The following is a 23,093-nucleotide window of genomic DNA, read 5'->3' as shown; positions in this document are numbered from 1 at the left end:
CCCTGGAGTGGCGGACGAACGCTAGAGCCAGCCCTTCCGCTTGAAGATGGTGTACATCAAGGTTGCGGTGGCTGCCATGAGCACGATGGCCATGGGGTAGCCCGCGGCCCAGTGCAGCTCGGGCATATGGTCGAAGTTCATCCCGTATACCCCCGCCACGAACGATGGTGCGAAGAAGATCGCCGCCCATGAGGAGATCTTCTTGACCTGTTCGTTCTGTTCGGCGCTGGCCTCGTTCTGCCGGTTGGCGGTCAGGGTTCCGTCCAGGGTGAGGGCGTTCTGCAGCAGGTCACGGAACGAATCCGCGCGGGAGATCACGCGTTCCACGTGGTCCTCCACGTCGCGAAGGCTGTGCTGCAGTTCGGTGTTGACGCCGTACTTTTCGAAGCCCCGCCTGAGCTGCTGCATCATCTCCGGCAGGGGATGGATGGCACGCTGGAACTGGATGACTTCGCGGGCGAGCTCGTAGATCCGGCGGGACACGCTGTTGTCCCCGCTGAACAGCTGGTCCTCGATCTCGTCGATATCGTTCTCCAGGCCGGCCACCACAGGTGCGTAGTCATCCACCACCATGTCCAGCAACGCGTATAGCACAGCTTCCGGGCCGTGCCGGAGCAGGTCGGGACGGTCCTCCATGCGCCGCCGCACCCTGCCCACACCGGCCATTTCGGCATGGCGGATGGTCACCACGAAGTTCCGGCCGGTGAAGACGTGCAGCTCGCCGAACTCCACGGTCTCGGTGGAGTCCAGGTAGCGCGCGGGCCGGAGCACCGTGAACAGATTGTCCTCATAGCGTTCCAACTTGGGCCGCTGGTGCGCCGAAATGGCATCCTCCACCGCCAAAGCGTGCAGCCCGAACTCGCTGGCCACGGCAGCCATTTCCGCCGCGGTGGGCCGGTACAGCCCGATCCAGGCCATGCCGCCATGATGGGTGAGCGTTTCGAAAGTCTGCTCCAGGCTTTCGGGCTCTGCACTGCGGAGGCCGTCAACGTAGACAGCGTTATCGATGATGGTCATGTCAGGACATCGCCCCAATGATGGCGCCGGCCACCGTCATGGCGAGCAGGTCGTGCCCGGAGTCGATGAGTGTGACTGCCGTCGGACGGCCTGCGAACCCGTTGTGGATGAGATGGCCTCCCGCCCGGAACACCAATGCCAGCACCAGGGCGAACCAGCCGCCCGCCGCGGCGTTGTCCAGGCCCAGTTTGCTGATCAGGACAGCGAGCAGAACGGCGGTCAGGGCGGCGGCCACCATCATGGGAACCCAGATGCCGGCGCCGCCGCTGATGTTCTTGAGGTCCTCCTCCGTCTTGCCAATCGCGGCCATCCAGCGCCTGCCCAGGACAGCGGGCATGTACCAGACAAAGCCGATGACCATGCTGGAGATGAACGCCAGCAGTACGGCGAGCCAGTTGAGCTGGGAGATGTGTGAGAGCCAATCCATGCTGGAAATCCTAGTCTTTGCCTGGTGCGGCCTGTGCGAGGCGGCTGATCAGGGGTTCGGTGCGGTAGGGGATGTGGGTGTGGAGCGCCAGGACTGTTTCGGTTCGGATGACACCCTTGATGCGGAGGATCTGGCGGAGGGCGGACTGCAGATTGTGCGTATCGGTGGCCACGACGCGGCACCACACATCGCCCCGGCCGGAAATCTCGTGGACCTCCAAAACCTGGGGCAGCAGCCGGAGGGCGCCCACCACGCCGTCCAGTTCCCGGTGTGTCACTTCGATCGTGACGAAAGCGACGACGTCGTACCCCACCGCCTCGAGGTCAATCTCGCGCCCGCCGTCGTGCAACACACCAGCACGGAGCAGGCGCCGTACCCGCGACTGAGCCGTGTTGCGTGCGATCCCCAGCAGCTCGCTGAGTTCCCCGATCTGGACACGGGGATCGCGGATGAGCTCCAGCAGTATCTTCAGGTCGGTGGGGTCAAGAGTATTCAAACTGTCACTTTCGGTTATCCCTGGCACTGTAAATTGCGTGTTTTGCTCAATTGAACCACAAACCGCGGCTGCATCCGGCAGGAATGCTCCATTATTTGGTTATCCATGTAAACCCCGGGGGCCGTCCCACAAGGACCTCAAACCCCGGCAGATGCTAAGGCCCCGCCAATGACCGTCTTCAGTGAACTCCGCATGCGCCCGGCCACCGCCGCGAGCCGCGGCTGGAATGCTTCTACCACCGCCCGGCTGGTGATGGCCGGCGCCGTCATCTCCCTGCTGCTCGTGGGCGCTAACCTGGCCACCCCCCTCTACCCCCTGTTGCAGGCAAACCTGGGCCTCTCACCGCTCGGCGTAACCACGGCCTTCGCCAGCTACGTCCTGGCGCTGGTGGCCACGCTGATGCTGGCCGGCCACTGGTCTGACCATATCGGCCGGCGTGCTGCGCTCATTCTCGCCGTCCTGGCAGGGCTGGCCGGAGGGTGGGTGTTTTCGCAGGCAGGGACCCTCGTGGCACTCTCGGCCGGCCGGGCCCTTCAGGGTGTAGCTGTGGCGCTGGCCACCGGTGCCAGCGCCGCCGCACTGCGGGAACTGCTGCCCTCCCGCCCGGACTGGGCCTCCCGCTTCACCCTGCTGGCAACGTCCGGCGGCGTGGCTGCTGGCCCCGTCATCGGCGGGCTGCTGTCCATGCTGCCTGGACCCACCACGGCCCCGTACTACGTCCATTCCGTGGTGCTCGCCGGAATGCTCGTACCCTTGTTCCTGCTGAACGCCCGGCCTGCCATCAAGCCACCGGCAGGACCCCGGCCCATCCTCGTCCTGGCCCCACGCCGCCCGGCGGTGTCCACCGAGGCGAGGGGCGCCTTCTGGCTTGCGGCCGGCGTCGGATTCCTCAGCTTTTCCGTATTTGGTTTTTGCCTCTCACTGGCGCCCGGCTACTTCGCCCACATCGTAGGCACCGATTCCCGCCCACTGATCGGTGCATTGGCCGGGATCACGCTAGGAGCCTCGGCGCTGAGCCAGCTGCTGGCAGTGCGCGGGCGCTTTGTGGTTCCGGCCGGTCTGGCGGTCCTGGGTATCTCGGTGCTGCTGCTGGCGTCAGCCGCGGCCTGGCACTCTTTATTGCTGTTGGTGGCTGCCAGCGTGTGTGCCGGACTCGGTCAGGGCGTCGCCTTCCGGACCCTCTTCAACGATGTGGCCGCCAAGGTGGAGGTTTCGCACCACGCCCAGGTGGTGAGCACCGTCTACGTCATCACGTACCTGGGCAGTGCCGTGCCGGTTATCGGGCTGGGATGGGCAACCGCAGCGTTCGGTCTTCAGGCCGCCGTGGCTGCGTTTGTTGCGGTGTGCAGTGCCGCCGCACTGGCACTGGCCGCCGTGACTTTCCGGACGGCCATTCAGCAGCGGCCCTAGCCGCCGACACGCTATGCCGGCAGCGGACCGTGGTTGCCTTGGATGTGCTCGAAGACCAGGGTGGTTTCGGTGTGGCCCACCACGGGGTCGGTGGCCAGGTTGTCCAGGACCCAGTCCCGCAGATCCTCGGTGCTTCCGACGGCGATGTGCAGCAGATAATCCACGGAACCTGAGGTGTGGAAAGTTGAAAGGACTGCGGGCAGGTGGGGCACCCGGGCCGTAAAGCGGTCGATCTGGTCCCGGTCGTGGGCCCTGAGCCGGACGGCCACCAGCGCCTGGACGGACCGGCCGATCGCCGAAAGGCTGAGCTTGGCCTCAAAGCCCTGGACGATGCCCCGCTCGGACAGTGCACGGGTCCGCATGAGCGCCGTGGACGGGGCGATGCCCACCAGCTCGGCCAGCTGCTTGTTGGAGATCCTCGCATCGTCCACCAGTGCGGCGAGAAGCCGCTCATCGATCGCGTCCAGCGGTTCGAAGTAACTGCCCGGCCTGGTATTTTTTGGAATGCTGCTCATGGGAACTCCTCAACTGTCCTTGAGTTCATCCTAGACGCGTGTTTCCGCCCGATCACCTCCGGTCAGGGCCTATCTCCGAATAATCGCCAGAGATACGCGCCGTTTGATGCCAGATAGTTCTGCAGCGTGCCGGCCCGTGCCGCTCCCTCAGTTCAGGCCACGTGCTGCTGCGCTTCGCGGGGGATGGACGACGACGACTGTCACCGCGGTGATGAACGCCATCACCATGATGGCGAGGGCAAGCGCCGTCCAGCCGAGGGACTGGAAGAGCAGCCCGCCCGACCAGCCGATCAGGCTCGAGCCCAGGTAGTAGGCCAGATTGTATAGCGACGCTGCCTGGGCGCGGCCGGTGGTGGCAATGCTTCCGGTCCAGCCGGAGCCAATGCTGTGGGCCGCGAAGAAGCCGCCGGTAAAGATCACCAGGCCGGCGAGGATGAGGGCGAGCACCTGCGTGAGCGTCAGCGCGAGGCCGGCGGCCATCAGGACAAGGCCTGCCAGCAGGACGGTCCTGCGGCCGAAGCGGGCCGTCAGTGCCCCGGCCCACCGGGAGGTCACGGTCCCTGACAGGTAGGCGAGGAAGATGAAGCTGATCAAGGTGGCAGGCAGTGCAAAAGGCTCCGCGGACAGGCGGAAACCCAAATAGTTGTAGACCGCCACAAAGCCTCCCATCATCAGGAACGCCTGGACGTAGAGTGCGGCCAGACGGGGGTTCCGCAGATGGCCGCCGAGGGTTGAGAAGGCGCCACGGAGCCCGGCGGCCCTGGTGGCGGCGAACCCTTTGGCCCGGGGTATCAGGATGAGGAAGAGCACGGCAGCCACGGTTGCCAGCAGGGACACCGCCAAGGCCGCTGTCCGCCAGCCCCACACCTCACCCACCGGGCCGGCCACGAGCCGGCCGGCGAGCCCGCCCAAGGTGGTGCCGGCAACATAACTTCCGGCTGCCATCGCGGCATGCGCCCGGTTCACTTCCTCGTTCAGGTAGGCGATGGCGATGGCGGGAATTCCCCCTAGTGCCATGCCCTCGAGGAGTCGGAGGGCAAGGAGCATGCTGAAGTTGGGGGCGAGCGGCACCAGAAGTCCAAAAACAGTGGCTGCCGAAATGCCCCAGGTCATGGCCTTGACCCGGCCTATCCTGTCCGCCAGAAAGGACCAGGGAATGACCGTGACGGCCAGGCCCACCGTGGCCAGTGAGATGGTCAGCGCTGCCTCGGCGGCGGTGATCTGCAGGTCCGTGGCCATGATCGGCAGCACGGCCTGGGTGGAATAAAGCTGGGCAAACGTCGCCACGCCGGCGAAGGCCAGCCCCAAGAGGATCTTGCCGTACGCGGCCGAGCCTTTGGGGTGGCCCGCCCAGGCGTTCCCCTGGGGCGCGGACGTTCCTGATGCGGTGGCGGTCTGTGGCATAGGTCAAGGGTAGGCTTTTGCAATTCATGCTTCCAATGCATGCTTTAGCTAGAATCAATAGCAGATATGGAACGTTTGCACGCCGACAGGGAAGGGCGGCTCCCATGCCCACCGATCATCAGCAACTGGCAAAACTCCTGCCTCTGCTCCCCATCCTTGCGGAGCTGGGCCGCACGCAGCACGTCACGGAAACAGCCGAGTTGCTCGGAGTACCCCAGTCAACGGTGAGCAGGGCACTGTCCCGGGCCAGCGCCGTCGTCGGAACTGAACTGCTCATCCGCGACGGACGCGGAGTGCGCCTCACGGCCGCCGCCAGGACCCTGCTTCCCTACATCGACTCAGCACTGACCGAATTCCAGGCCGGGCTGGATCTGGTCCGGCACGAATCGGACGTGGTCCGGGGAAAGGTCTCACTGTCCTTTCAGCACACCTTCGGTGAGGCCACGCTGCCCCTGCTCATCAGCGCCTTCCGCAGCCGGCACCCGGAAGCGGGATTCATCCTGCGACAGGGCGCTCGGGACGCCTGCCTCGCGGAACTCGCTGCCGGACAGGCGGATCTTGCGTTGACGGCCCCAGTGCCCGCTGCAAGCAGCACCGTCGCATCGGCTGCCCTTTACCGGGAGCCGCTGCGCCTCGTGGTGCACCATGGCCATCCCCTGGCAGGCCGCAGCAGCGCCGGGTTGCAGGACATCCGCCGGGACCCCTTCGTAGCGCTGGAGCCGGGGTATGGCATGCGGTCGCTGACAGATGCGCTGTTCCGGGAAGCAGGTTTCCGTCCCCGGATCGCCTTCGAAAGCCAGGACACGCACACCGCCCGCGGCCTGGTGTCCGCGGGCCTTGGCGTCAGCATCCTGCCGCCCGGTGGCAACGGGCCGGGGCGTCACGTCAGCCCCGAGACGGGCAACCTGGGCTGGGTTGAACTCACGCTGGAGTCCGGGCTCGCCTACCGGGAGATCGGGCTCGGCTGGCGCAGGCGCAAGCCCGGACCGGACGCGGAACCGGATTCCGTCCGGTATTTCCGCGAACTGGTCCTGCAGGAGGGACCGGAGCTGCTGGCGGGACTGGTGGCGGCGCGCTCGCAGGGCAGCTGAGGGCGGCCGCTTGAGACACGACGGCGGCCTTTCAGTAGGCTGATGAGGTGACTGATACCGAGCACCCCCAGGCCGCACCGTCCGGAAACCAGCCCGAAACCGGCTGTGGGTCCGGAGCTGCTCCGCTTGCCCTGGCAGGCGTCATCATTGGCCTGGACATCGGCGGGACAAAGACCCGCGGTGTCCGTTTCGAGGACGGCGTGGCGGTGGCGGACCAGTCCGCCGGCAGCGCCAACGTCCAGAACGTCAGCCGTGAACAGGCTGCCCTTCACCTCGCGGACCTCTTTGCCCGGATCGGTGGCGGGCCGGTGACCCAGGTGTATGCGGGGGCCGGCGGAATCGATACCGACGACGACGCTGCCGCCCTCGCCGCGCTCATCGCACCGCATGCCCCGGGAGCCGCAGTCACGGTGGTCCACGATTCGAGGCTTCTGCTGGCTGCCGGCGGTGCGAGCACCGGCGTGGCCGTGATTGCCGGGACAGGTTCCGCGGCCTGGGGCCGGAACGCAGCAGGAGAGGAAGCCCGGGCCGGGGGCTGGGGCTACCTGCTCGGTGATGAAGGCAGCGGCTACTGGCTGGGCCGCGAGGCCGTCCGGCACAGCCTGCGCCGCATGAACCAAGGGCTCCCTACCGACCGGCTCACCGCGGCACTCCTTGACGCCTGCGGAGTGGACCACCCCAACAGGCTGATTGCGCTCTTCCACTCCCCGGACACCGGCCGCCGGTTCTGGGCCCAGCAGGCGCGCCTGGTCGTGGACGCGGCCGCTGCCGGCCATGAGGCCAGCCAGGAATTGCTGGACCAGGCCGGCAAGGACCTCGCTGCGCTCGCAGCGCAGGCACTCCGGAAGCTCGGAATCGAAGGCCCGGTCATCCTGGGCAGCGGGCTGGGCATGAACGTGGTTGCGCTCCAGGACGCCTTCCGGAAGTATCTCGCAGCTGCAGGCATTACCGAGGTGCGCGTGCTGGACCAGGATCCCGTGTTCGGGGTCTTGCAGTTGGTGAAGGAACCGTCAGGAACCGAGTGACCGCCGCCGCGGGGCGAGCCTGACGGCCGGCATCGGGGGAGCCGGGATGCGGCCGGCTTCCGCGCCGGCATCGGGGCCGTGCCCCTCGACCAACCCGTAGCGTGCCGTGCGGGCGGCATCGTCGGACAGTGTTGCCTGAGCCTCCCATTCGTCGCGCGCCTGCTCCACTTCGTCGTGGGTGCGGCCCACGAAGTTCCACCACATCAGCAGTTCCTCCTCGAAGGGCTCGCCGCCGATGAGCAGGAACCGTGTGCCGGGCAGCGCCTCGACGTCAAGCGCCGGGCGGCCCGCGCCCAGGTAGCCCAGCGGACCCGGCGGGACCTCCTGCCCATCGAGCGTCAGCCCGCCGTCGAGCACCAGGACAGCATGCTCGAAATCGGCGTTGAGCGGCAGGACTGCCCTGCCTTCGCAGGAGATGTCGGCCCCGACGATGGGGGAGTACATGGTGGCGGGTGATACCGCCCCGGCGAATTCGCCCACCATGACGGTCGCGGTGAAACCCGGCCCGGTTGCCGAGGGCAGATCTTGGTGCTGCTCGAACGCCGGCTCCCGGTGGCGGTCGCCGTCAGGAAGGGCAACCCAGAGCTGAAGTCCGCGCTGCAGCGGCAGCAGTCCGCCGGCGTCGGGACCCGGCAGGACCGCAAACTCGGAGTGGGATACGCCACGCCCCGCCGTCATGATGTTCAGTTCCCCGGGCCGGACCACCACATCGCTGCCCACGCTGTCCCGGTGCCGGATGTTCCCGGCGAGCGGCCACGTGACGGTCTGCAATCCCGTGTGCGGGTGGGGGAGCACTGACATAGCGGTGCGGTCCGGACCGAAACTGTCCAGGAAGCACCAGGCACCGATGGTGGGCAGGCCGCGCTGGGGGAGGGTGCGCTGCACGTTCATGGCGCGGACGCCGCCCAACGGGACCTCGCGCTCGGGCCAGAGCTTGAGGCAAGGACCGGACGTCCCGGCTGAGGCGGCGGGCGGACAGAGTTCCTCTACGGGTGCCACTTCCAAGTTCGTCACAGTCCCACTGTAGATCCGGACGGGGTCCGTGCCCATCCACCGGGACCCATCCAATCGGGGGAGGCCTGCGAATGAATGATTACAGTAGGGATTCGCTTGCCCGGAATTGCCCGCGGATCTGGTTACGCTGGGAACTGATTGCGCTACGGTAATTATCAGTGACCTTACGGCCCACCGCTCCACCGTCCGATGCCGTCCAACAGAACGGGTAAAGTCCGGGAATGGACCCAGCCATGATCGAGTTCCAGAGCGTCACCAAGCAGTATCAGGGCGGGAATCCGGCCGTGGACAGCCTCACCATGTCCATCGACAAGGGATCCATCACCGTTTTCGTGGGCCCCTCGGGCTGCGGCAAAACCACGTCCCTGCGGATGATCAACCGCATGGTGGAACCGACGTCGGGCGTCATCACCGTGGACGGGCGCGACGTGACCACGGTTGCGGCCGCCGAACTGCGCAGGTCCATGGGCTACGTCATGCAGTCGTCCGGCCTCATGCCGCACCGCTCCGTGCTGGACAACATCGCCACCGTGCCCCGGCTCAACGGTGTCTCCAAGGCTGAAGCCCGGAAGCGTGCCACGGAACTGCTCGACGTCGTCGGGCTGGCTTCATCGCTCGGCAAGCGGTACCCGTCCCAGCTGTCCGGCGGCCAGCAGCAGCGCGTCGGCGTGGCCCGGGCGCTCGCGGCCGATCCGCCCATCCTGCTGATGGACGAGCCGTTCAGCGCCGTGGACCCGGTAGTTCGGGACGAACTGCAGCAGGAGCTCCTGAGGCTGCAGCAGGACCTCGCCAAGACCATCGTTTTTGTCACCCACGATATTGACGAGGCCACCATTCTCGGTGACAAGGTTGCCGTGTTCGCCGTAGGCGGGAAGCTTGCCCAGTACTCCACGCCCGAGGAAATCCTGCGGGCCCCCGCGAACGACTTTGTGGCCTCCTTCGTGGGGCGGGACCGCGGCTTCCGTCACCTCGGGTTCACCACTTCCGACGCCGTGGCCATCCATCGGGTGCCCACCCTGGTAGTCCGCGACGGGCAGTTCGACGGCGATCCCGCGGCCGTGACCGACTGGCAGCTTGTGGTGGATGAGGACATGCGGCCCTTGGGCTGGGCACGGCCCGGGACCGATAGTGACCTGATCCCGGGAGGTTCCCTGTTCCACCCCGGTGAATCCCTGCGGCGGGCCCTGGACTCAGCGCTTTCCTCACCTTCCGGCCAAGGCGTGGCCGTGGACCGAGAGGGCCGGGTCCTGGGGGCCATCAGGGCTCAGGAAGTCCTGGCCGTCATCGAAGCGGCCCGGCAGGTACGGCAGGCTGCCCTCTGATGGAGTGGTTCCTGGCGAACACCGGAATGGTCCTGGAGCGGGCGGGGCAGCACCTCGTCCTTGCGCTGATCCCGATGGTCCTGGGGCTGGTCATTTCCATCCCGCTGGCCCAGCTGGCCCGGATCCACCCCGCGGTGCGGTCCGTCGTGGTGACGGCCAGTTCATTGCTCTACACCATCCCGTCACTGGCACTGTTCATCATCCTGCCCTCCATCCTTGGAACGCGGATCCTCGACCCCATCAACGTCATCGTCGCGCTGACCATCTACGCTGTGGCGCTGCTGGTCCGAGCCGCGCTTGACGCCTTTGACTCCGTCGAAGAAGACCTACGGCAGGCCGCCACCGCCATGGGCTACAAACCCTGGCTCCGCTTCGTCCAGATCGACCTGCCGCTGTCCCTGCCGGTGATGTTTGCCGGGCTGCGCGTGGTCTCCGTCAGCAACATTTCGCTGGTGAGCGTCGCGGCCCTCCTGGGAGTGGGCAACCTCGGAATGCTGTTCACCGACGGACTGCAACGGAACTTCGTCACGGAGGTGGTGGTGGGGATCGTGGCCATTTTGGTGCTCGCGCTGCTGATGGATGCGGTGCTGGTCCTGCTGGAGCGGCTGCTCACCCCCTGGACCCGCGCCACCAAAGCATCGGGCCCGTCAGTCCCCGCCAGCGCACAGTACGTGGCCGACGCCAACGTCCATGCGGGAGCCGGACCATGAGCAATATCTTCACTGACACGTTTGCCTGGCTCGCTGCCCCGGCCCACTGGACCGGCAGTTCCGGCATCCCCGTCCGGCTGGTGGAGCACCTCCAGTACAGCGCGCTGGTGCTGGTGATTGCCGCCGCCATCGCGGTCCCCACAGGGCTATACATCGGGCACACCGGCCGCGGTCGCGTGGTGGCCGTTGCGGTGGCCGGTGCGTTGCGCGCGTTGCCCACCTTGGGACTGCTTGTCCTCTTCGCACTCCTTGCCGGCAGCAGCCTGATGCCACCGGTCTGGGCCCTGGTGATCCTTACGGTGCCGCCGCTTCTCGCCGGGACCTACGCGGGGATCGCCAGCGTGGACAGGGCCGTGGTGGATGCGGCCCGGGCCATGGGGATGACCGAGCTGCAGATCCTGTTCCGCGTTGAGGTGCCCAACGGACTGCAGGTGATGTTCGGTGGCATCCGCACCGCCGTGCTGCAGGTCATCGCCACGGTCTCCGTGGTGGCGTACCTGCCGCTGGGCGGACTGGGCCGCTACCTCTTTGACGGGCTGGTCCTGCAGGACTTCCCCCGGATGCTTGCCGGCTCGCTGCTCATCGCCGGGCTGGCGATTGTTATTGACCTCATCCTGGCCGCGGTGCAAAGAAGCATTCTTTCGCCGGGCCTCAAAACCGATCGACGCGGTGGCCGGACGGCCACCGCTGATCTCCCAGCTGACGCGCCTGCGCCAGCTGCTGTTCAAGGAGGCACCCATGAAAGATAACGTCCGGACAACCGTCACCCGCCGGGGACTGGCTGGCCTGGCCGCCGGCGTCGGCCTTGCCGTAGCGCTGACGGCCTGCGGCGGCAGCGACCCGCTGGCCACCCCCAGCACCAGCGCTGCAAGCGGCGGCGCGGGGGGCTCCCTGGTGGTCGGCTCCGCTGACTTCCCCGAGAGCCAGATCATCGCGGAGATCTACGCAGGCGCGCTCAGCGCTGCCGGCGTGACGGCCACCACCAAGCCAAACATCGGCTCCCGTGAAATCTACGTCAAGGCCGTCCAGGACGGATCGGTGGACCTTGTTCCGGACTACACCGGCAACTTGCTCTCCTACTTCGACGCCGCGGCCCCGGAAGTTTCAGCTGACGATGTCTTTAAGGCCCTTCCCGGCAAACTCCCTGACGGACTTGCGGTCCTGGACGCGTCCAAGGCTGAAGACAAGGACGCCATGGTCGTCACCAAGGCCACTGCCGAGAAGTACCAGCTGAAGTCCATTGAGGACCTGGCCAAGGTGTGCAAGGACCTGACCATCGGGGCGCCTGCCACCTTCGAGACTCGTCCCTACGGGTTCCCCGGGCTCAAGGCAAACTACGGCTGCGAACTGAAGGCTTTGAAGCCGTTCAGCGACGGCGGCGGCAACCTGACCCTGCAGGCGCTGCTGACCGACGACGTCCAGGTGGCGGACATCTACACCACCACGCCGTCCATCGCGGACAACGACCTGGTAGTCCTGGCGGATCCCAAGAACAACTTCAAGGCCCAGCAGGTCCTGCCGCTCTACAACAAGGCGAAGATGACGGACAAGGCCAAGGATGCGCTCAACAGCGTTTCCAAAATCCTGACCACTGATGACCTGATCAACCTCAACCGCGCCGTCAGCGGCAGCCAAAAACAAAACCCCAAAGACGCAGCAGCCTCCTGGCTGAAGGACAAGGGCATCGTCAAGTAGCCCGCAAAGCGATTTGAGGTAAACCACGACGGCGGCTGCCGGACCCACGCGGACCGGCAGCCGCCGTCGTTCGCTGCCTGCACTCCTGTGTCCGAGGTCTCAACGGAAGTACATCCGTCCTGTGGCATATTTGATGAATGGCAGAATTCAAGCAGTCCACCAAGCTTCGCAACGTCCTTTACGACATCCGTGGACCGATTCTTCAGGCCGCCCAGCAGATGGAGGCGGAGGGTCACCGGATCCTCAAACTGAACATCGGAAACCCGGCCCCGTTTGGATTTGAAGCGCCGGACGCCATCCTGGTGGACATGATCCGCCACCTGCCGCATGCCCAGGGCTACAGCGACTCGCGGGGCATCTTCTCGGCCCGCACCGCCGTCTCGCAGTACTACCAGACCCGCGGAATCCAGAACATCCACGTGGACGACATCTACTTGGGCAACGGTGTCAGCGAACTGATCACCATGTCGCTGATGGCACTGCTCGACGCCGGCGACGAGGTTCTCATCCCGACGCCCGACTACCCGCTGTGGACTGCCTCCGTCGCTCTCGCCGGCGGCAAGCCCGTGCACTACCTCTGCGATGAGGAATCCGGCTGGCAGCCCGACCTTGAGGACATGGAAGCCAAGATCACGCCCCGCACCAAGGGCATCGTGGTGATCAACCCCAACAACCCCACCGGTGCCGTCTACCCGGAAGAGACGCTGAAGAAAATCGTGGCGCTCGCCGAGAAGCACGGCCTGGTGATCTTTGCCGACGAGATCTACGAAAAGATCCTGTACGAAGACGCCGTGCACATCAACCTTGCCGGGCTGACGGGCGACGACGTCCTCTGCCTCACCTTCAGCGGACTCTCCAAGGCCTACCGCGTCTGCGGCTACCGTGCCGGCTGGATGGCCATTTCCGGGCCAAAAAAGGATGCCGCGGACTACCTCGAGGGCATCAGCCTGCTTGCGAACATGCGCCTATGCGCGAATGTTCCGGCCCAGCACGCCATCCAGACGGCGCTCGGGGGCTACCAGAGCATCAACGACCTGATCCTGCCGGGCGGACGCCTGCTTGAGCAGCGCAACAAGGCCTACGACATGCTCAACGCCATTCCCGGGGTCAGCACGCAGCAGGCCAGGGGTGCCATGTATCTCTTCCCGAAACTCGATCCAGAGGTTTACCAGATTCGCGACGACGAGAAGTTCGTCCTGGACCTGCTGCGTGAGCAGAAAATCCTGGTCTCGCACGGCCGGGCCTTCAACTGGGTCCGCCCGGACCATTTCCGGATGGTTACCCTGCCGCTGGTGAAGGACCTCGAGGAGGCCATTAACCGCATGGGGGACTTCCTGAGCCGGTACAAAGGGAACTAGCCTGTGGTGACGCGCTTCTTGGCGCGCGGAGCGATCGGGAAGGGACCGCCGTGGCCGGAATCGTTGAATTTGAGAAGCATCCCGCCGACACGCTGAAGGTGGGAAAGGGCTTTTCCCTTGCCAGCGCTGATCCTGGCGCGACCCCCGGCTACAGCGGCAATAAAGCCGATGGGGAAGCGCTCCTGGCAGATCTGGACGGAAAGCTCTCAGATTTACAGGAAACCCTGTTTGCTGAGTCCCGGTTCGGCGGCAGGAAACGCATCCTCCTGGTGCTGCAGGCCATGGACACGGCAGGCAAAGGCGGGATCGTTAACCATGTCATGGCCACCATGGACCCGCAGGGTGTCCAGTTCAAGGCGTTCAAGGCGCCCACGGACGAGGAGAAGTCCTACGACTTTCTCTGGCGTATTGAGAAGGCCGTCCCCGCGGCGGGCATGGTGGGTATCTTCGACCGCTCGCACTACGAGGATGTTCTCATCCACAAGGTCCACAACTGGGCGACGCCCGACGAAATCAAACGCCGATACCGCGCCATCAACGAATTTGAGCGGCGGCAGACCGACGCGGGCACCAAGATCCTCAAGGTGATGCTCAACATCAGCAAGGATGAGCAGAAGGCGCGGCTCCTGGCCAGGCTGGACGACCCCGCCAAGCACTGGAAGTACAGCAGCGGAGATCTGAAGGAACGGGCCTTCTGGCAGGATTACATGGATGCCTACCAGGCCGCTTTCGATGAGACCAGCAAGGACCATGCTCCCTGGCATGTGGTTCCGGCCAACAAGAAATGGTATGCCCGGATCGCGGTGCAGCAACTGGTGCTGGGTGCGCTGTCTGAGATGAAGCTGGACTGGCCGAAAGCGGAGTTCGACGTCCCGGTTGAACGTGAGCTGGTGGAACGCTCCTAGAGGGGCTGGTCGCGGGCGGCGGCGAGGCGCTTGCGGGCGCCCTCCAGCCACTCCTCGCAACGCTTGGCCAGCGCTTCCCCCCGTTCCCACAGCGCCAGCGATTCCTCAAGACTGGCGCCGCCTGCCTCCAGCTTGCCTACCACCAGGACCAGCTGCTCGCGGGCTTCCTCGTAGCTCAGGGCGTCGATTTCGGGATCATGCTTCGTCTCGGGCATGTGCTTCTCCTTGTTAAAGTTCCCCGGTGGATGTTGCACCGAATTGGCCATCGGCGACCCGCACGGAAAGCGCGGTTCCGGCCGGCGCCTCCGAAGGGTGGCGGACTACTGCATGGCCAGCGGCTTCCGTGGCCCGGGCGGGCCGGCCGTCGGCGAGTTCCACCACGGCGTAGCCCCGGTCGAGGGTTTTTTGAGGTGACAGTGAACGCACCTGGGCCTGCAGATGCACCAGCTGGTCAGCTGCCCGCACCACTGTAGAGCTGACGGCCGCCGATGATCGCCTCAGGAGCCGCTCCACTTCCTCCGCGCGCACGGTGACCATCCCCTCGGGGCTGGCAAGGACAGGCCGGGAGTGAAGTGAGGCCAGCCGGTCCGTCTCGCGTTCCACGAGCCTGCCGATGCACCGGCGCAGGTACTCCCGCGCCTGGCGCACGCTCGCCAGTTCTTCGGCAACGTCAGGCACGATCCGTTTCGCAGCATCGGTGGGCGTTGACGCGCGGAGGTCAGCGACGTCGTCGAGAAGCGGCCGGTCGGCCTCATGGCCGATGGCGCTGACGATAGGAGTGGCCGCTGCGGCCACTGCGCGGATCAGTTCCTCGCTGTTGAACGGCAGCAGGTCCTCCAGGGCGCCGCCGCCCCGCGCGATGACGATGACGTCCACGTCCTCGCGGCCGTCCAGCTCCCGAAGCGCGCGGATGATCTGGGACACCGCGGTGTTGCCCTGGACGGCGACTTCACGGATTTCGAATTCGACAGCGGGCCAGCGCAATGCCGCGTTCTGCAGGACGTCCTTCTTGGCGTCCGAGTCGCGCCCGGTGATCAGCCCGATCCTGTGGGGGAGCATCGGGAGCGGCTTCTTCCGGGAATCGGCAAAGAGTCCTTCTGCGGCGAGGGCCTGGCGCAGGCGTTCGATGCGGGCCAGGAGGTCGCCCAGGCCAACCGGCCGGATGTCCCGGACCTGCATGTTGAGGCGGCCGGTCTTCAGCCAGAACTCCGGCTTGAGCAGGGCCACCACGCGGGAGCCGCGTTCCAGCGGCATGTTCTGGCGGTCGAGGACCTTCGTCCAGACGGACGCCGGCAGGGAAACTTCAGCGTCCACGTCCCGGAGTGTCAGGTAGGCGTTGCCGCCGCGGCGGTTCATTTCGATGACCTGGCCCTCCACCCAGGCTGCCGGCGCGCGGTCGATATGGACCTTAAGTTTCTGGGACAGCAGCTGCAAAGGCCAAGGATTGTCCGGGGTGGTTTCAGCAGCCGTGGCAGGAAGAGTCGTGGCCGCGGTGCCTGGGAGGGCAGCCTGTTCAGACATGCGCGCTGCTCCGGATAGGTGTAGCTGGAGGCATGGCAGTCCTTTGTTCGGCAAGTGCAGGTACAGCTTATGGATATGGTTGTTGGCGGCTGTCATTCAACCTTATCCATAAGCTGTACCACCCGGGACTGACATCCACCGTCCAGGAACCAGTCCTATGATGGCTTTGCCGCCGCCAACCAGTGAGGACCTGTTTTGCGCACCTTTGTCTCAGCCGTTGCCGCCGTCTTGGGCCTCCTGCTGTCCGCCGTGGCAATTCCGGCGATCTGGGCTGACCGCAACATGGTCCAGGAGGACGGCTTCGTGGCGCTGGCTGCACCGCTCGGCCAAGACGCCGGGTTCCAGCAGCGGCTCGCGGCCGCCACTGTGGGCACCATCGACACCGGCGCCGTACCGGACGCGCTGGCCGGTCTGGTCAGGCCCGTGCTGGAAGCGGCGGCCGACTCCCTGACAAAGCTGCCCGGATATCCTGCGGCCTGGGAGGAAACTCTGCGCAAGAGCCACCGGCTCAGCTTTACGGACCCGGCGTCACTGCCTCCCGAAGCGGACTCGTCGTCGTCCCTTACCCTGGACGTTGCACCCCTGGTGGCGCTGGCGATGGGGGAGATCTCGCGCACAACCGGGCTGCCGCTGGACGCTCCGGAGCAAACGTTGATCAACGTCGGGCATTCGGACCAGCGCCAGATGATCGCGGGCCTGACCGCCTACGCTCCGCTGGGCTATCCGCTGGCCATCGGGGCTGGAATCGCGTTTGCCTTGGCTTTGGTTGCCGCCCGCCGGAAGTGGTCGGTGCTGTTCTGCGTGGGCTTCGGGGCGCTGGTGCTGGCCGGCCTGTGGACTCTGGGCTCCACTATTGCGCGCGATACGGTGCTGCGGACGGCCAGCGGAAACGAGGTTGCGGACATGTTCAAGAACGAGTTTGTGGCGGCGGCTTCCACGAGCTTTGGATCATGGGTCACGGGAACCCTCATCGCGGGCGGTGTGCTCCTCGTTGCCGGCCTTGTGACCAGGGTCGCTTCGCCGGGGCCGCGACGCCCCAACCGGTAGCATGGAGGCATGACCTCCTCAGTTTCCCTTTCGATGCCAACTGTCCCGCGAAGGCGGCGCTCGCCTGAGGAAGTATCTGCCGCAGCGCCGGTGACGGGCCCCAAGAAGGTCCTGCTCGCAGCTCCCCGCGGCTATTGCGCCGGTGTGGACCGGGCCGTCATTGCAGTGGAAAAGGCCTTGGAACACTATGGCCCGCCCGTGTACGTCCGCAAGCAGATAGTGCACAACGTCCACGTGGTGAGCTCGCTCGAGGCGCAGGGCGCCATCTTTGTAGACGAAACCGATGAGGTGCCTGAAGGCGCCCTCGTGATCTTCTCCGCGCACGGTGTGTCGCCCGCCGTCGTCCAGTCCGCCGAGGACCGCGGCCTGCGCACTATCGACGCCACCTGCCCCCTGGTGACGAAAGTCCACAAGGAAGCCGTCAGGTTCGCCAAGGACGACTTCGATATCCTCCTGATCGGCCATGATGGTCACGAGGAAGTTGAAGGTACTGCCGGCGAAGCCCCGGAACACATCCAGATCATCAACGGCCCGCACGAAGTGGACAAGGTCACTGTCCGGGATCCCGAAAAGGTCATCTGGCTTTCCCAGACCACCCTGAGCGTCGACGAGACGATGGAGACCGTCCGGCTGCTCAAGGATCGGTTCCCCACCCTGCAGGATCCGCCCAGCGATGACATCTGCTACGCCACCACCAACCGTCAGGTGGCCATTAAGAAGATCTCGCCGCAGGCCGACCTGGTCATTGTGGTGGGCTCAGCCAATTCCTCGAACTCGGTCCGGCTCGTCGAAGTTGCCCTGGAGTATGGTGCCAAGGCTTCCTACCGTGTGGACTTCGCCAATGAAGTTGACGAGGCCTGGTTTGAAGGCGTCGCCACAGTGGGCGTCACTTCGGGTGCGTCCGTTCCCGAAGTTTTGGTCACCGATGTCCTGCGCCTGCTCGCGGACTACGGCTACGGCTCGGTGGAGGAAGTTGTCACCGCAGAAGAGGACCTGCTCTTCTCCCTGCCCAAGGAACTCCGGGCCACCCTGAAGGAAGCCGGCGACGTCAGCCGCGCCCTCGGCGGGCGCCGGTCCCGCAACTGACGGCCGCGGCGGCCTCCCGGGGGAGGCCGCCGCTGTCAGGCTGACTCTGTCGGGCCCGCGGCCATCAGGCTGCCTCGTCATCCTGCTGAAGCTCCGGGGCAGCCAACGAACGCGGCGTGACCTCCAGCGCTGCAGGGGTCAGCAGTCCTGACGCGTCCATGGCGTTGAGTTTCCGGGCGGTGGGCAGGATCCGCGCCTCGAGGGTGCCGACCAAGGAGTTGTAACGGTCCACGGACGATTTCAGGGACGACCCCAGCTTCCCCACGTTCTCGCCCAGGGTTCCCATGCGTTCGTAAAGCTGGCGGGCGAGATCGAACAGTTCGCGCGCATTGTCCGTCAGCACATCCTGGCGCCATGTGAAGGCCACCGATTTGAGCACGGCCAACAGCGTGCTCGGCGAGGCAAGGACCACGTTCCGGGACAACGCATGGTCCAGGAGCGTCGCGTCCGCCATGAGTGCTGCCGCCAGAATGGATTCTGCCGGCAGGAAGCAGATCACCAGCTCGGGGGAGTTACCGGGGATGTCCCAGTATTTCTTGCTGCTGAGCGCGTCGACGTGGGCGCGCAGGGCTTTTGCGTGGGCGGCGAGCAGCGCCTGCTGGGATGCCTGGCCCTTCGCGCCGAGACTGGTGACGGTGGCGGGGTCCGGACCTGGTCCGGAGCCCAGCTCCTGGGCTTCAAGATACGAGGACAGCGGCACCTTCGCATCCACCACGAGCTGCTTCTGACCGGGAAGCTGCACCACCAGGTCCGGCCTGATTGTCGAGTCGCCGCCAGCGCTGTGGACCTGTTCCAGGAAGTCCACGTGCTTCAACATTCCCGACGCTTCCACCACCCGGCGCAGCTGCACCTCGCCCCACTGGCCGCGGGCGCTGTTGGACCGGAGTGCGGATTCGAGGGCATGCGTGGACCGGATCAGCTGGGCATCGGACAGCCGGGCCTCCTGAAGCTGCTGCGCGAGCTGGCCGTACTGCTCGAGGCGGTCCCGCTCAAGCAGTGCTACCTGCTGCTGTACTGCGGTCAGTTTTTCCGCCACCGGGGCGAGGGCGCGGAGGACGTTGCCGTCCTGGCTGCGGGACTCCCCAAGCTCCCGGTTCTGCACGCCCAGGAGCCGGCGCTCGGCGTCGGCCGCTGCGAACTGGGCGTTGACCTCCGAAAGGCGCGCGGAGACGGCGTCGAAATCTTCTTCCAGTGCGTTGGTGCGCCGGCGAAGGAACAGGTAAGTGGCGGCGGCGCCCGCGAGGGCGCCGAGCAACAGCATCAACAGGGCAAGAATCAGGGCTAAAGCATCCATAGCCTCACTGTGGCATGGCCCTCTGACATTTTACGGAAGCGACATATTCCACCGGGTGTTCCGGCAAACCTCGGCACCGGTCCGCGTCGCCGTCGGACCCGCTGGGACCGGCGCGTGCCGCAACCGGTAGAATCAATGCTCGTGGCTCTTACTATTGGCATCGTCGGACTGCCCAACGTCGGCAAATCAACCCTTTTCAACGCACTGACCCGCAACCAGGTGCTGGCGGCGAACTATCCGTTCGCCACCATCGAACCGAATGTGGGCGTCGTTAACCTGCCGGATCCCCGGCTCAAGCAGCTCGCGGAGATCTTCGGCTCCCAGCGCCTGCTGCCCGCGCCGGTGTCCTTTGTGGACATCGCCGGCATCGTCAAGGGCGCGTCCGAAGGCGAAGGCCTGGGCAACAAGTTCCTGGCCAACATCCGCGAAGCCGAAGCCATCGCCCAAGTGGTCCGCGTGTTTGATGATCCCGATGTCATCCACGTTGACGGCAAGGTGGATCCCCGCTCGGACATGGAGACCATCAACACCGAGCTGATCTTGGCCGACCTTCAGACCATCGAAAACGCCATTCCGCGGATCGAAAAAGAAGTCAAGATCAAGAAGCGGGACGCAGCGGAGCTGGCAGCCATCAAGGCAGCCCAGACGGTCCTGGAACGCGGCGACACCATCTTCTCCTCGATCAAGAGCGACAAGCTGGAGATGGAGCACCTTAAGGAGCTCAGCCTCCTGACCGCGAAGCCGTTCATCTACGTCTTCAATGCTGACGAAGGCATCCTGGGCAGCCCGGAGAAGCAGGACGAGCTGCGGGCCATGGTGGCCCCGGCGGACGCCATCTTCCTCGATGCCAAGCTCGAGTCCGACCTCGTTGAGCTGGACGAGGAAGAGGCCCGCGAAATGCTGGAGATGAACGGCCAGGACGAGTCCGGCCTTGACCAGCTGGCCCGCGTCGGCTTCCACACACTGGGCCTCCAGACCTACCTCACGGCCGGTCCCAAGGAAACCCGTGCCTGGACCATCCACCAGGGCGACACCGCACCGCAGGCAGCCGGTGTGATCCACTCGGACTTCCAGCGCGGTTTCATCAAAGCTGAAGTGGTTTCCTTCAACGACCTGGTCGAGGCCGGCTCGATGGCGGAAGCCAAGTCCCGCGGGAAGGTCCGGATCGAAGGCAAAGAGTACGTGATGGCCGACGGCGACGTGGTGGAGTTCCGCTTCAACGTCTAGCTACAGCCCTGGCAGCAGCATCTCGGCCCCCCTCCGGTTCTTCCGCAGCGGGGCTTCGCTGTATTTGCAGGTGCCGGCCTGCCCTAGCTACTGCATCCAGTGCGGTTATCATCGTCATGGCCAGGGATAACTTTAGAACGATGGGGATGACGTGCACTGTGAGCGATGAGAACGATAAGGGCATAGAACCGATTTCCGTGGAGGAACTTCGGGTCATCCTCGAGGTAGACAATGAAGGTCCTAACGTGGACGAAGGAACCAACCCGAGCCTCATGGCCATGATGGATGAACAAGATGGGGAAGCACAGGAATTCGCCATCGCATTCCTGAAAAGGATCATACGTCTGCGTGGGGTGCGCATCGACAGGGCGCAGTTCCTCAACGCAGAACTTCACAAAAGAGGTGTCGGCGCTACAGAGATCGACAGGGCTATCCGAGAGAACCCGGCGGTAGCAGGAATTTCACTGGTCATGCTTGATGAAATCGCCGCAAGCGCTATTGACTTCGAGACTGGAAAATCCACGGCTCTGTCATTTGCCGCTGGCCTACCGGGCGGTTTCGCAATGATCGGAACAGTGCCTGCCGACATCACTCAGTTCTACGTTCACGCCTTCAGGGTTATGCAAAAAGTCGCCTACATCTATGGGTGGCAATCGTTCCTGAACGATATTGAGGACATCGATGATGAAACGTTGGGCATGCTTGCAGCGTTCCTCGGCGTCATGATGGGGGTCGGCGGCGCGTCGACCTCGGTCAGTCTCTTTGCCGTTCAGGTTGCCCGTCCTGCCGTCCAAAAAAAGATTGCGAGCGTGGCTCTGACTAAAACTGCGTGGTATCTGCCAATGAAGCAGACACTACGGATTATCGGAGTGCAGGTAACCAAGCAGAGTTTCGCCAAGACTGTGAGCAAGGTGGTTCCGGTGGTGGGGGGAGTGGTGTCGGGAGGCCTCACGTTCGTCACTCTCAAGGCTCAGTCGAAACGGCTCATGATGCATCTCAGGGAACTTCCGCCTCCGAATGTAGATGCGGAGGCCTATCTCGCGGCAGTGAAACGTGCCGACGAAATGGCGCCTAATAGGACACAAGCTGTTGTGGATACGTTCGTGGACGTTAGCTCAACGATTAAGGGAACCGCTTCTAGAGCGGCGGACAAATTCCGCTCAGCCTCTACCCTGGACGAGAGCCTTCTTGACACGTCACAGGCACTATCGAAGGCCAAAAGCGTGGGTGGCGCAATTGCCGGAACAGCGGGCACCGTCGGGTCTAACGTCACGGCATTGTTTAAGTCAAAAAAGAAAAAACAAGCAGACGGGAACAGCTCGCAAAGCGAAGGCCTCTCCGATGAAAGTCACCCTGAGATCCTTGCTGAGGAGTAGTCGCCAGCACACTTCCTAAGGAGAATGCCGACTCTTGTTTCTGCGGAAACCGCGTCCTGGTACAGCCGGGCGCGGTTCCGTGTTGTCGGAACTACCTAAAGCGGTACTACTCAACCGTTGCCGGACTCCATCCCAGTGCCGGGCCCAATTTGGTGGCGATGTCGGTGAGGATCTGGACATAGTCCTCATGGTCGAAGCTGAAGGGGAGCGCGAACGCCACCTCGTCGACTTCCTGGAACCCCGCGTGGGCATACAGCTGTTCGGCAATCTGATCACTGGTGCCAATGAGATCGGCGGCGAACAGCATGCCTCGTGGCCCCTGCGGCGTCCGGGTCCGGGGTGTGCGTTCGTCGACGTATCGCTGGTACTTTTCCCGCTGTTTCGCCGAAGCCGAGTCGGTCGGGATCACTACCAGCCCTTGCGAGACCCGGCCTGATCCGTGCGGTTGGGCTGATTTTGCGGCAGCTTCACGGTAGGCCCGGATCTGTGATTGCTGGATTTCGGCAAACACTGGTTCCTCATGCGCTTCGGGAAAGATCACACTGCTGGAGAGCAGATTGAATCCGTTTTCCCCGGCCCACACCGCGGACTTCTTGCTTGCCGCCCCATACCAAAGCCGGTCACGCAGCCCGGCAGAGTGCGGCTCAACGCGGTTGGAGAATTCCTCAACGACACCCTGCTTGCCGGAAAACTCCCGGACCGGTTCCCCTGCAATCAAACGGGCGAGCCGGTCCACGCGTCCGTAGCTGAAGTCCTCCAGTTCGCCGGAATCCGGGTACAACTCGTGCTTCACCGTGTCATAGTGCATTGGTTCACCCACGCTCAGGCCCGGATTGATTCGTCCACCGGCGAGAAGATCCACGGTGGCCAGGTCCTCGGCCAGGCGCAGCGGGTTTTCCCAGCCCATCGGGGTCACCGCTGTTCCAAGCTCGATCCGGGAGGTGCGCTGGCTGGCCGCGGCCATGATCGCAATGGGGGAGGAGATGCCGAACTGCAGATGGCGGTGGCGCAGCCAGGCGCTGTCGAACCCAAGCCGCTCACCCAGTTCGATGACCTGCAACGTCGATTCGTGCCCCACAGCCGGATCCGCCGGATCGAACAGGCCGATGGTGAGGAATCCAAGCTTGCGTAACGGCTGTGAAGACTGGGGCAT

General features: G+C 64.8%; 23 protein-coding genes. 13 read left to right on the top strand and 10 right to left on the bottom strand.

Annotation, left to right across the window (positions count from 1 at the left end):
• Positions 1-21: 21 nt before the first annotated feature.
• From corA to AC1MCD_RS13680, 3 genes are read right to left on the bottom strand one after another with little or no spacing between them, the layout of a single operon-like run.
• The gene (corA, locus tag AC1MCD_RS13690; protein WP_498672741.1) at positions 22-1,017 is read right to left on the bottom strand and encodes a magnesium/cobalt transporter CorA; all 996 of its coding nucleotides are present in this window, start codon (positions 1,015-1,017) and stop codon (positions 22-24) included.
• A gap of 1 nt (position 1,018) precedes the next feature.
• Positions 1,019-1,444, bottom strand: coding sequence for a DUF1761 domain-containing protein (locus AC1MCD_RS13685; RefSeq protein WP_498672739.1), 426 nt, complete (start codon positions 1,442-1,444; stop codon positions 1,019-1,021).
• Between the two features lie 10 nt (positions 1,445-1,454).
• Positions 1,455-1,940 carry an Lrp/AsnC family transcriptional regulator gene (locus AC1MCD_RS13680; RefSeq protein ID WP_498672736.1) on the bottom strand — a complete coding sequence of 162 codons (486 nt, stop codon included), beginning with the start codon at positions 1,938-1,940 and terminating at the stop codon, positions 1,455-1,457.
• Positions 1,941-2,108: 168 nt separating this feature from the next.
• Here AC1MCD_RS13680 and AC1MCD_RS13675 point away from each other — a divergent pair, with 168 nt between their 5' ends.
• On the top strand, positions 2,109-3,350 hold the full coding sequence (locus AC1MCD_RS13675; protein ID WP_498672734.1) for an MFS transporter: 1,242 nt from the start codon (positions 2,109-2,111) through the stop codon (positions 3,348-3,350).
• A gap of 11 nt (positions 3,351-3,361) precedes the next feature.
• Here the strand turns inward: AC1MCD_RS13675 and AC1MCD_RS13670 are convergent, their stop codons facing one another.
• Together AC1MCD_RS13670 and AC1MCD_RS13665 are read right to left on the bottom strand one after the other, a co-directional pair.
• Positions 3,362-3,865, bottom strand: a complete 504-nt coding sequence (locus AC1MCD_RS13670; RefSeq protein ID WP_498672732.1) for an Lrp/AsnC family transcriptional regulator — start codon at positions 3,863-3,865, stop codon at positions 3,362-3,364.
• A 147-nt stretch (positions 3,866-4,012) separates the two neighbouring features.
• On the bottom strand, positions 4,013-5,269 hold the full coding sequence (locus AC1MCD_RS13665; protein ID WP_498672730.1) for an MFS transporter: 1,257 nt from the start codon (positions 5,267-5,269) through the stop codon (positions 4,013-4,015).
• A 104-nt stretch (positions 5,270-5,373) separates the two neighbouring features.
• On the opposite strand from AC1MCD_RS13665, the gene AC1MCD_RS13660 reads away from it, so the two are divergent.
• Together AC1MCD_RS13660 and AC1MCD_RS13655 are read left to right on the top strand one after the other, a co-directional pair.
• Positions 5,374-6,360, top strand: a complete 987-nt coding sequence (locus tag AC1MCD_RS13660; protein WP_498672728.1) for a LysR substrate-binding domain-containing protein — start codon at positions 5,374-5,376, stop codon at positions 6,358-6,360.
• Positions 6,361-6,491: 131 nt separating this feature from the next.
• The gene (locus AC1MCD_RS13655) at positions 6,492-7,385 is read left to right on the top strand and encodes an N-acetylglucosamine kinase (protein ID WP_498678345.1); all 894 of its coding nucleotides are present in this window, start codon (positions 6,492-6,494) and stop codon (positions 7,383-7,385) included.
• Here AC1MCD_RS13655 and AC1MCD_RS13650 read toward each other — a convergent pair.
• Positions 7,371-8,399: a pirin family protein gene (locus AC1MCD_RS13650; RefSeq protein WP_498672726.1), complete on the bottom strand. Its 1,029-nt coding sequence runs from the start codon at positions 8,397-8,399 to the stop codon at positions 7,371-7,373. The two genes, AC1MCD_RS13655 and AC1MCD_RS13650, sit on opposite strands and share 15 nt — an antisense overlap.
• Positions 8,400-8,620: 221 nt before the next feature.
• Between AC1MCD_RS13650 and AC1MCD_RS13645 the strand changes: the two genes are divergently transcribed.
• The 6 genes from AC1MCD_RS13645 (at position 8,621) to AC1MCD_RS13620 (ending at position 14,389) form a co-directional block, all read left to right on the top strand.
• Complete coding sequence (locus AC1MCD_RS13645; RefSeq protein WP_498672725.1) at positions 8,621-9,721, top strand: ABC transporter ATP-binding protein; 1,101 nt, start codon at positions 8,621-8,623, stop codon at positions 9,719-9,721.
• The gene (locus AC1MCD_RS13640; RefSeq protein ID WP_498672724.1) at positions 9,721-10,431 is read left to right on the top strand and encodes an ABC transporter permease; all 711 of its coding nucleotides are present in this window, start codon (positions 9,721-9,723) and stop codon (positions 10,429-10,431) included. The genes AC1MCD_RS13645 and AC1MCD_RS13640 overlap by 1 nt, the downstream gene beginning before the upstream one ends.
• Entirely contained in the window at positions 10,428-11,180 is a 753-nt protein-coding gene (locus tag AC1MCD_RS13635; protein WP_498672723.1) for an ABC transporter permease, read from the top strand. The genes AC1MCD_RS13640 and AC1MCD_RS13635 overlap by 4 nt, the downstream gene beginning before the upstream one ends.
• Complete coding sequence (locus AC1MCD_RS13630; RefSeq protein ID WP_498672722.1) at positions 11,170-12,126, top strand: ABC transporter substrate-binding protein; 957 nt, start codon at positions 11,170-11,172, stop codon at positions 12,124-12,126. Before AC1MCD_RS13635 ends, AC1MCD_RS13630 begins: the two co-directional genes overlap by 11 nt.
• Before the next feature lie 137 nt (positions 12,127-12,263).
• Complete coding sequence (locus AC1MCD_RS13625; protein ID WP_498672721.1) at positions 12,264-13,484, top strand: pyridoxal phosphate-dependent aminotransferase; 1,221 nt, start codon at positions 12,264-12,266, stop codon at positions 13,482-13,484.
• A 50-nt stretch (positions 13,485-13,534) separates the two neighbouring features.
• Positions 13,535-14,389 (top strand): polyphosphate kinase 2 family protein, encoded by an 855-nt coding sequence (locus AC1MCD_RS13620; RefSeq protein ID WP_498672720.1) that lies wholly within the window; start codon positions 13,535-13,537, stop codon positions 14,387-14,389.
• On the opposite strand, the gene AC1MCD_RS13615 is transcribed toward AC1MCD_RS13620, so the two are convergent.
• Together AC1MCD_RS13615 and xseA are read right to left on the bottom strand one after the other, a co-directional pair.
• Positions 14,386-14,604 (bottom strand): exodeoxyribonuclease VII small subunit, encoded by a 219-nt coding sequence (locus AC1MCD_RS13615; RefSeq protein ID WP_441868836.1) that lies wholly within the window; start codon positions 14,602-14,604, stop codon positions 14,386-14,388. The two genes, AC1MCD_RS13620 and AC1MCD_RS13615, sit on opposite strands and share 4 nt — an antisense overlap.
• A 13-nt stretch (positions 14,605-14,617) precedes the next feature.
• On the bottom strand, positions 14,618-15,910 hold the full coding sequence (xseA, locus tag AC1MCD_RS13610) for an exodeoxyribonuclease VII large subunit (RefSeq protein ID WP_498672719.1): 1,293 nt from the start codon (positions 15,908-15,910) through the stop codon (positions 14,618-14,620).
• 195 nt (positions 15,911-16,105) lie between these two features.
• Here xseA and AC1MCD_RS13605 point away from each other — a divergent pair, with 195 nt between their 5' ends.
• Together AC1MCD_RS13605 and AC1MCD_RS13600 are read left to right on the top strand one after the other, a co-directional pair.
• On the top strand, positions 16,106-16,957 hold the full coding sequence (locus AC1MCD_RS13605) for a hypothetical protein (protein WP_498672718.1): 852 nt from the start codon (positions 16,106-16,108) through the stop codon (positions 16,955-16,957).
• A gap of 9 nt (positions 16,958-16,966) precedes the next feature.
• On the top strand, positions 16,967-18,043 hold the full coding sequence (locus AC1MCD_RS13600) for a 4-hydroxy-3-methylbut-2-enyl diphosphate reductase (protein WP_190989288.1): 1,077 nt from the start codon (positions 16,967-16,969) through the stop codon (positions 18,041-18,043).
• Between the two features lie 64 nt (positions 18,044-18,107).
• On the opposite strand, the gene AC1MCD_RS13595 is transcribed toward AC1MCD_RS13600, so the two are convergent.
• Positions 18,108-19,337, bottom strand: a complete 1,230-nt coding sequence (locus tag AC1MCD_RS13595) for a DNA recombination protein RmuC (protein WP_498672717.1) — start codon at positions 19,335-19,337, stop codon at positions 18,108-18,110.
• A gap of 141 nt (positions 19,338-19,478) precedes the next feature.
• Between AC1MCD_RS13595 and ychF the strand changes: the two genes are divergently transcribed.
• Positions 19,479-20,564 carry a redox-regulated ATPase YchF gene (gene ychF / locus AC1MCD_RS13590; RefSeq protein WP_498672716.1) on the top strand — a complete coding sequence of 362 codons (1,086 nt, stop codon included), beginning with the start codon at positions 19,479-19,481 and terminating at the stop codon, positions 20,562-20,564.
• A gap of 158 nt (positions 20,565-20,722) precedes the next feature.
• Positions 20,723-21,940 carry a hypothetical protein gene (locus AC1MCD_RS13585; protein WP_498672715.1) on the top strand — a complete coding sequence of 406 codons (1,218 nt, stop codon included), beginning with the start codon at positions 20,723-20,725 and terminating at the stop codon, positions 21,938-21,940.
• A 106-nt stretch (positions 21,941-22,046) separates the two neighbouring features.
• On the opposite strand, the gene AC1MCD_RS13580 is transcribed toward AC1MCD_RS13585, so the two are convergent.
• Complete coding sequence (locus AC1MCD_RS13580; protein WP_498672714.1) at positions 22,047-23,093, bottom strand: LLM class flavin-dependent oxidoreductase; 1,047 nt, start codon at positions 23,091-23,093, stop codon at positions 22,047-22,049.

This window comes from Arthrobacter sp. BF1 (assembly GCF_056680215.1).
Note: the sequence above shows the minus strand (reverse complement) of the source record. Positions and strands in the feature narration are given on the sequence as shown.

Coding starts and splice junctions, on each gene's coding strand:
- corA (WP_498672741.1), bottom strand. CDS start 1,017: ATGACCATCATCGATAACGCTGTCTACGTTGACGGCCTCCGCAGTGCA.
- AC1MCD_RS13685 (WP_498672739.1), bottom strand. CDS start 1,444: ATGGATTGGCTCTCACACATCTCCCAGCTCAACTGGCTCGCCGTACTG.
- AC1MCD_RS13675 (WP_498672734.1), top strand. CDS start 2,109: ATGACCGTCTTCAGTGAACTCCGCATGCGCCCGGCCACCGCCGCGAGC.
- AC1MCD_RS13670 (WP_498672732.1), bottom strand. CDS start 3,865: ATGAGCAGCATTCCAAAAAATACCAGGCCGGGCAGTTACTTCGAACCG.
- AC1MCD_RS13665 (WP_498672730.1), bottom strand. CDS start 5,269: ATGCCACAGACCGCCACCGCATCAGGAACGTCCGCGCCCCAGGGGAAC.
- AC1MCD_RS13660 (WP_498672728.1), top strand. CDS start 5,374: ATGCCCACCGATCATCAGCAACTGGCAAAACTCCTGCCTCTGCTCCCC.
- AC1MCD_RS13645 (WP_498672725.1), top strand. CDS start 8,621: ATGGACCCAGCCATGATCGAGTTCCAGAGCGTCACCAAGCAGTATCAG.
- AC1MCD_RS13640 (WP_498672724.1), top strand. CDS start 9,721: ATGGAGTGGTTCCTGGCGAACACCGGAATGGTCCTGGAGCGGGCGGGG.
- AC1MCD_RS13635 (WP_498672723.1), top strand. CDS start 10,428: ATGAGCAATATCTTCACTGACACGTTTGCCTGGCTCGCTGCCCCGGCC.
- AC1MCD_RS13630 (WP_498672722.1), top strand. CDS start 11,170: ATGAAAGATAACGTCCGGACAACCGTCACCCGCCGGGGACTGGCTGGC.
- AC1MCD_RS13625 (WP_498672721.1), top strand. CDS start 12,264: ATGGCAGAATTCAAGCAGTCCACCAAGCTTCGCAACGTCCTTTACGAC.
- AC1MCD_RS13615 (WP_441868836.1), bottom strand. CDS start 14,604: ATGCCCGAGACGAAGCATGATCCCGAAATCGACGCCCTGAGCTACGAG.
- xseA (WP_498672719.1), bottom strand. CDS start 15,910: ATGTCTGAACAGGCTGCCCTCCCAGGCACCGCGGCCACGACTCTTCCT.
- AC1MCD_RS13600 (WP_190989288.1), top strand. CDS start 16,967: ATGACCTCCTCAGTTTCCCTTTCGATGCCAACTGTCCCGCGAAGGCGG.
- AC1MCD_RS13595 (WP_498672717.1), bottom strand. CDS start 19,337: ATGGATGCTTTAGCCCTGATTCTTGCCCTGTTGATGCTGTTGCTCGGC.
- AC1MCD_RS13580 (WP_498672714.1), bottom strand. CDS start 23,093: ATGCCCCAGTCTTCACAGCCGTTACGCAAGCTTGGATTCCTCACCATC.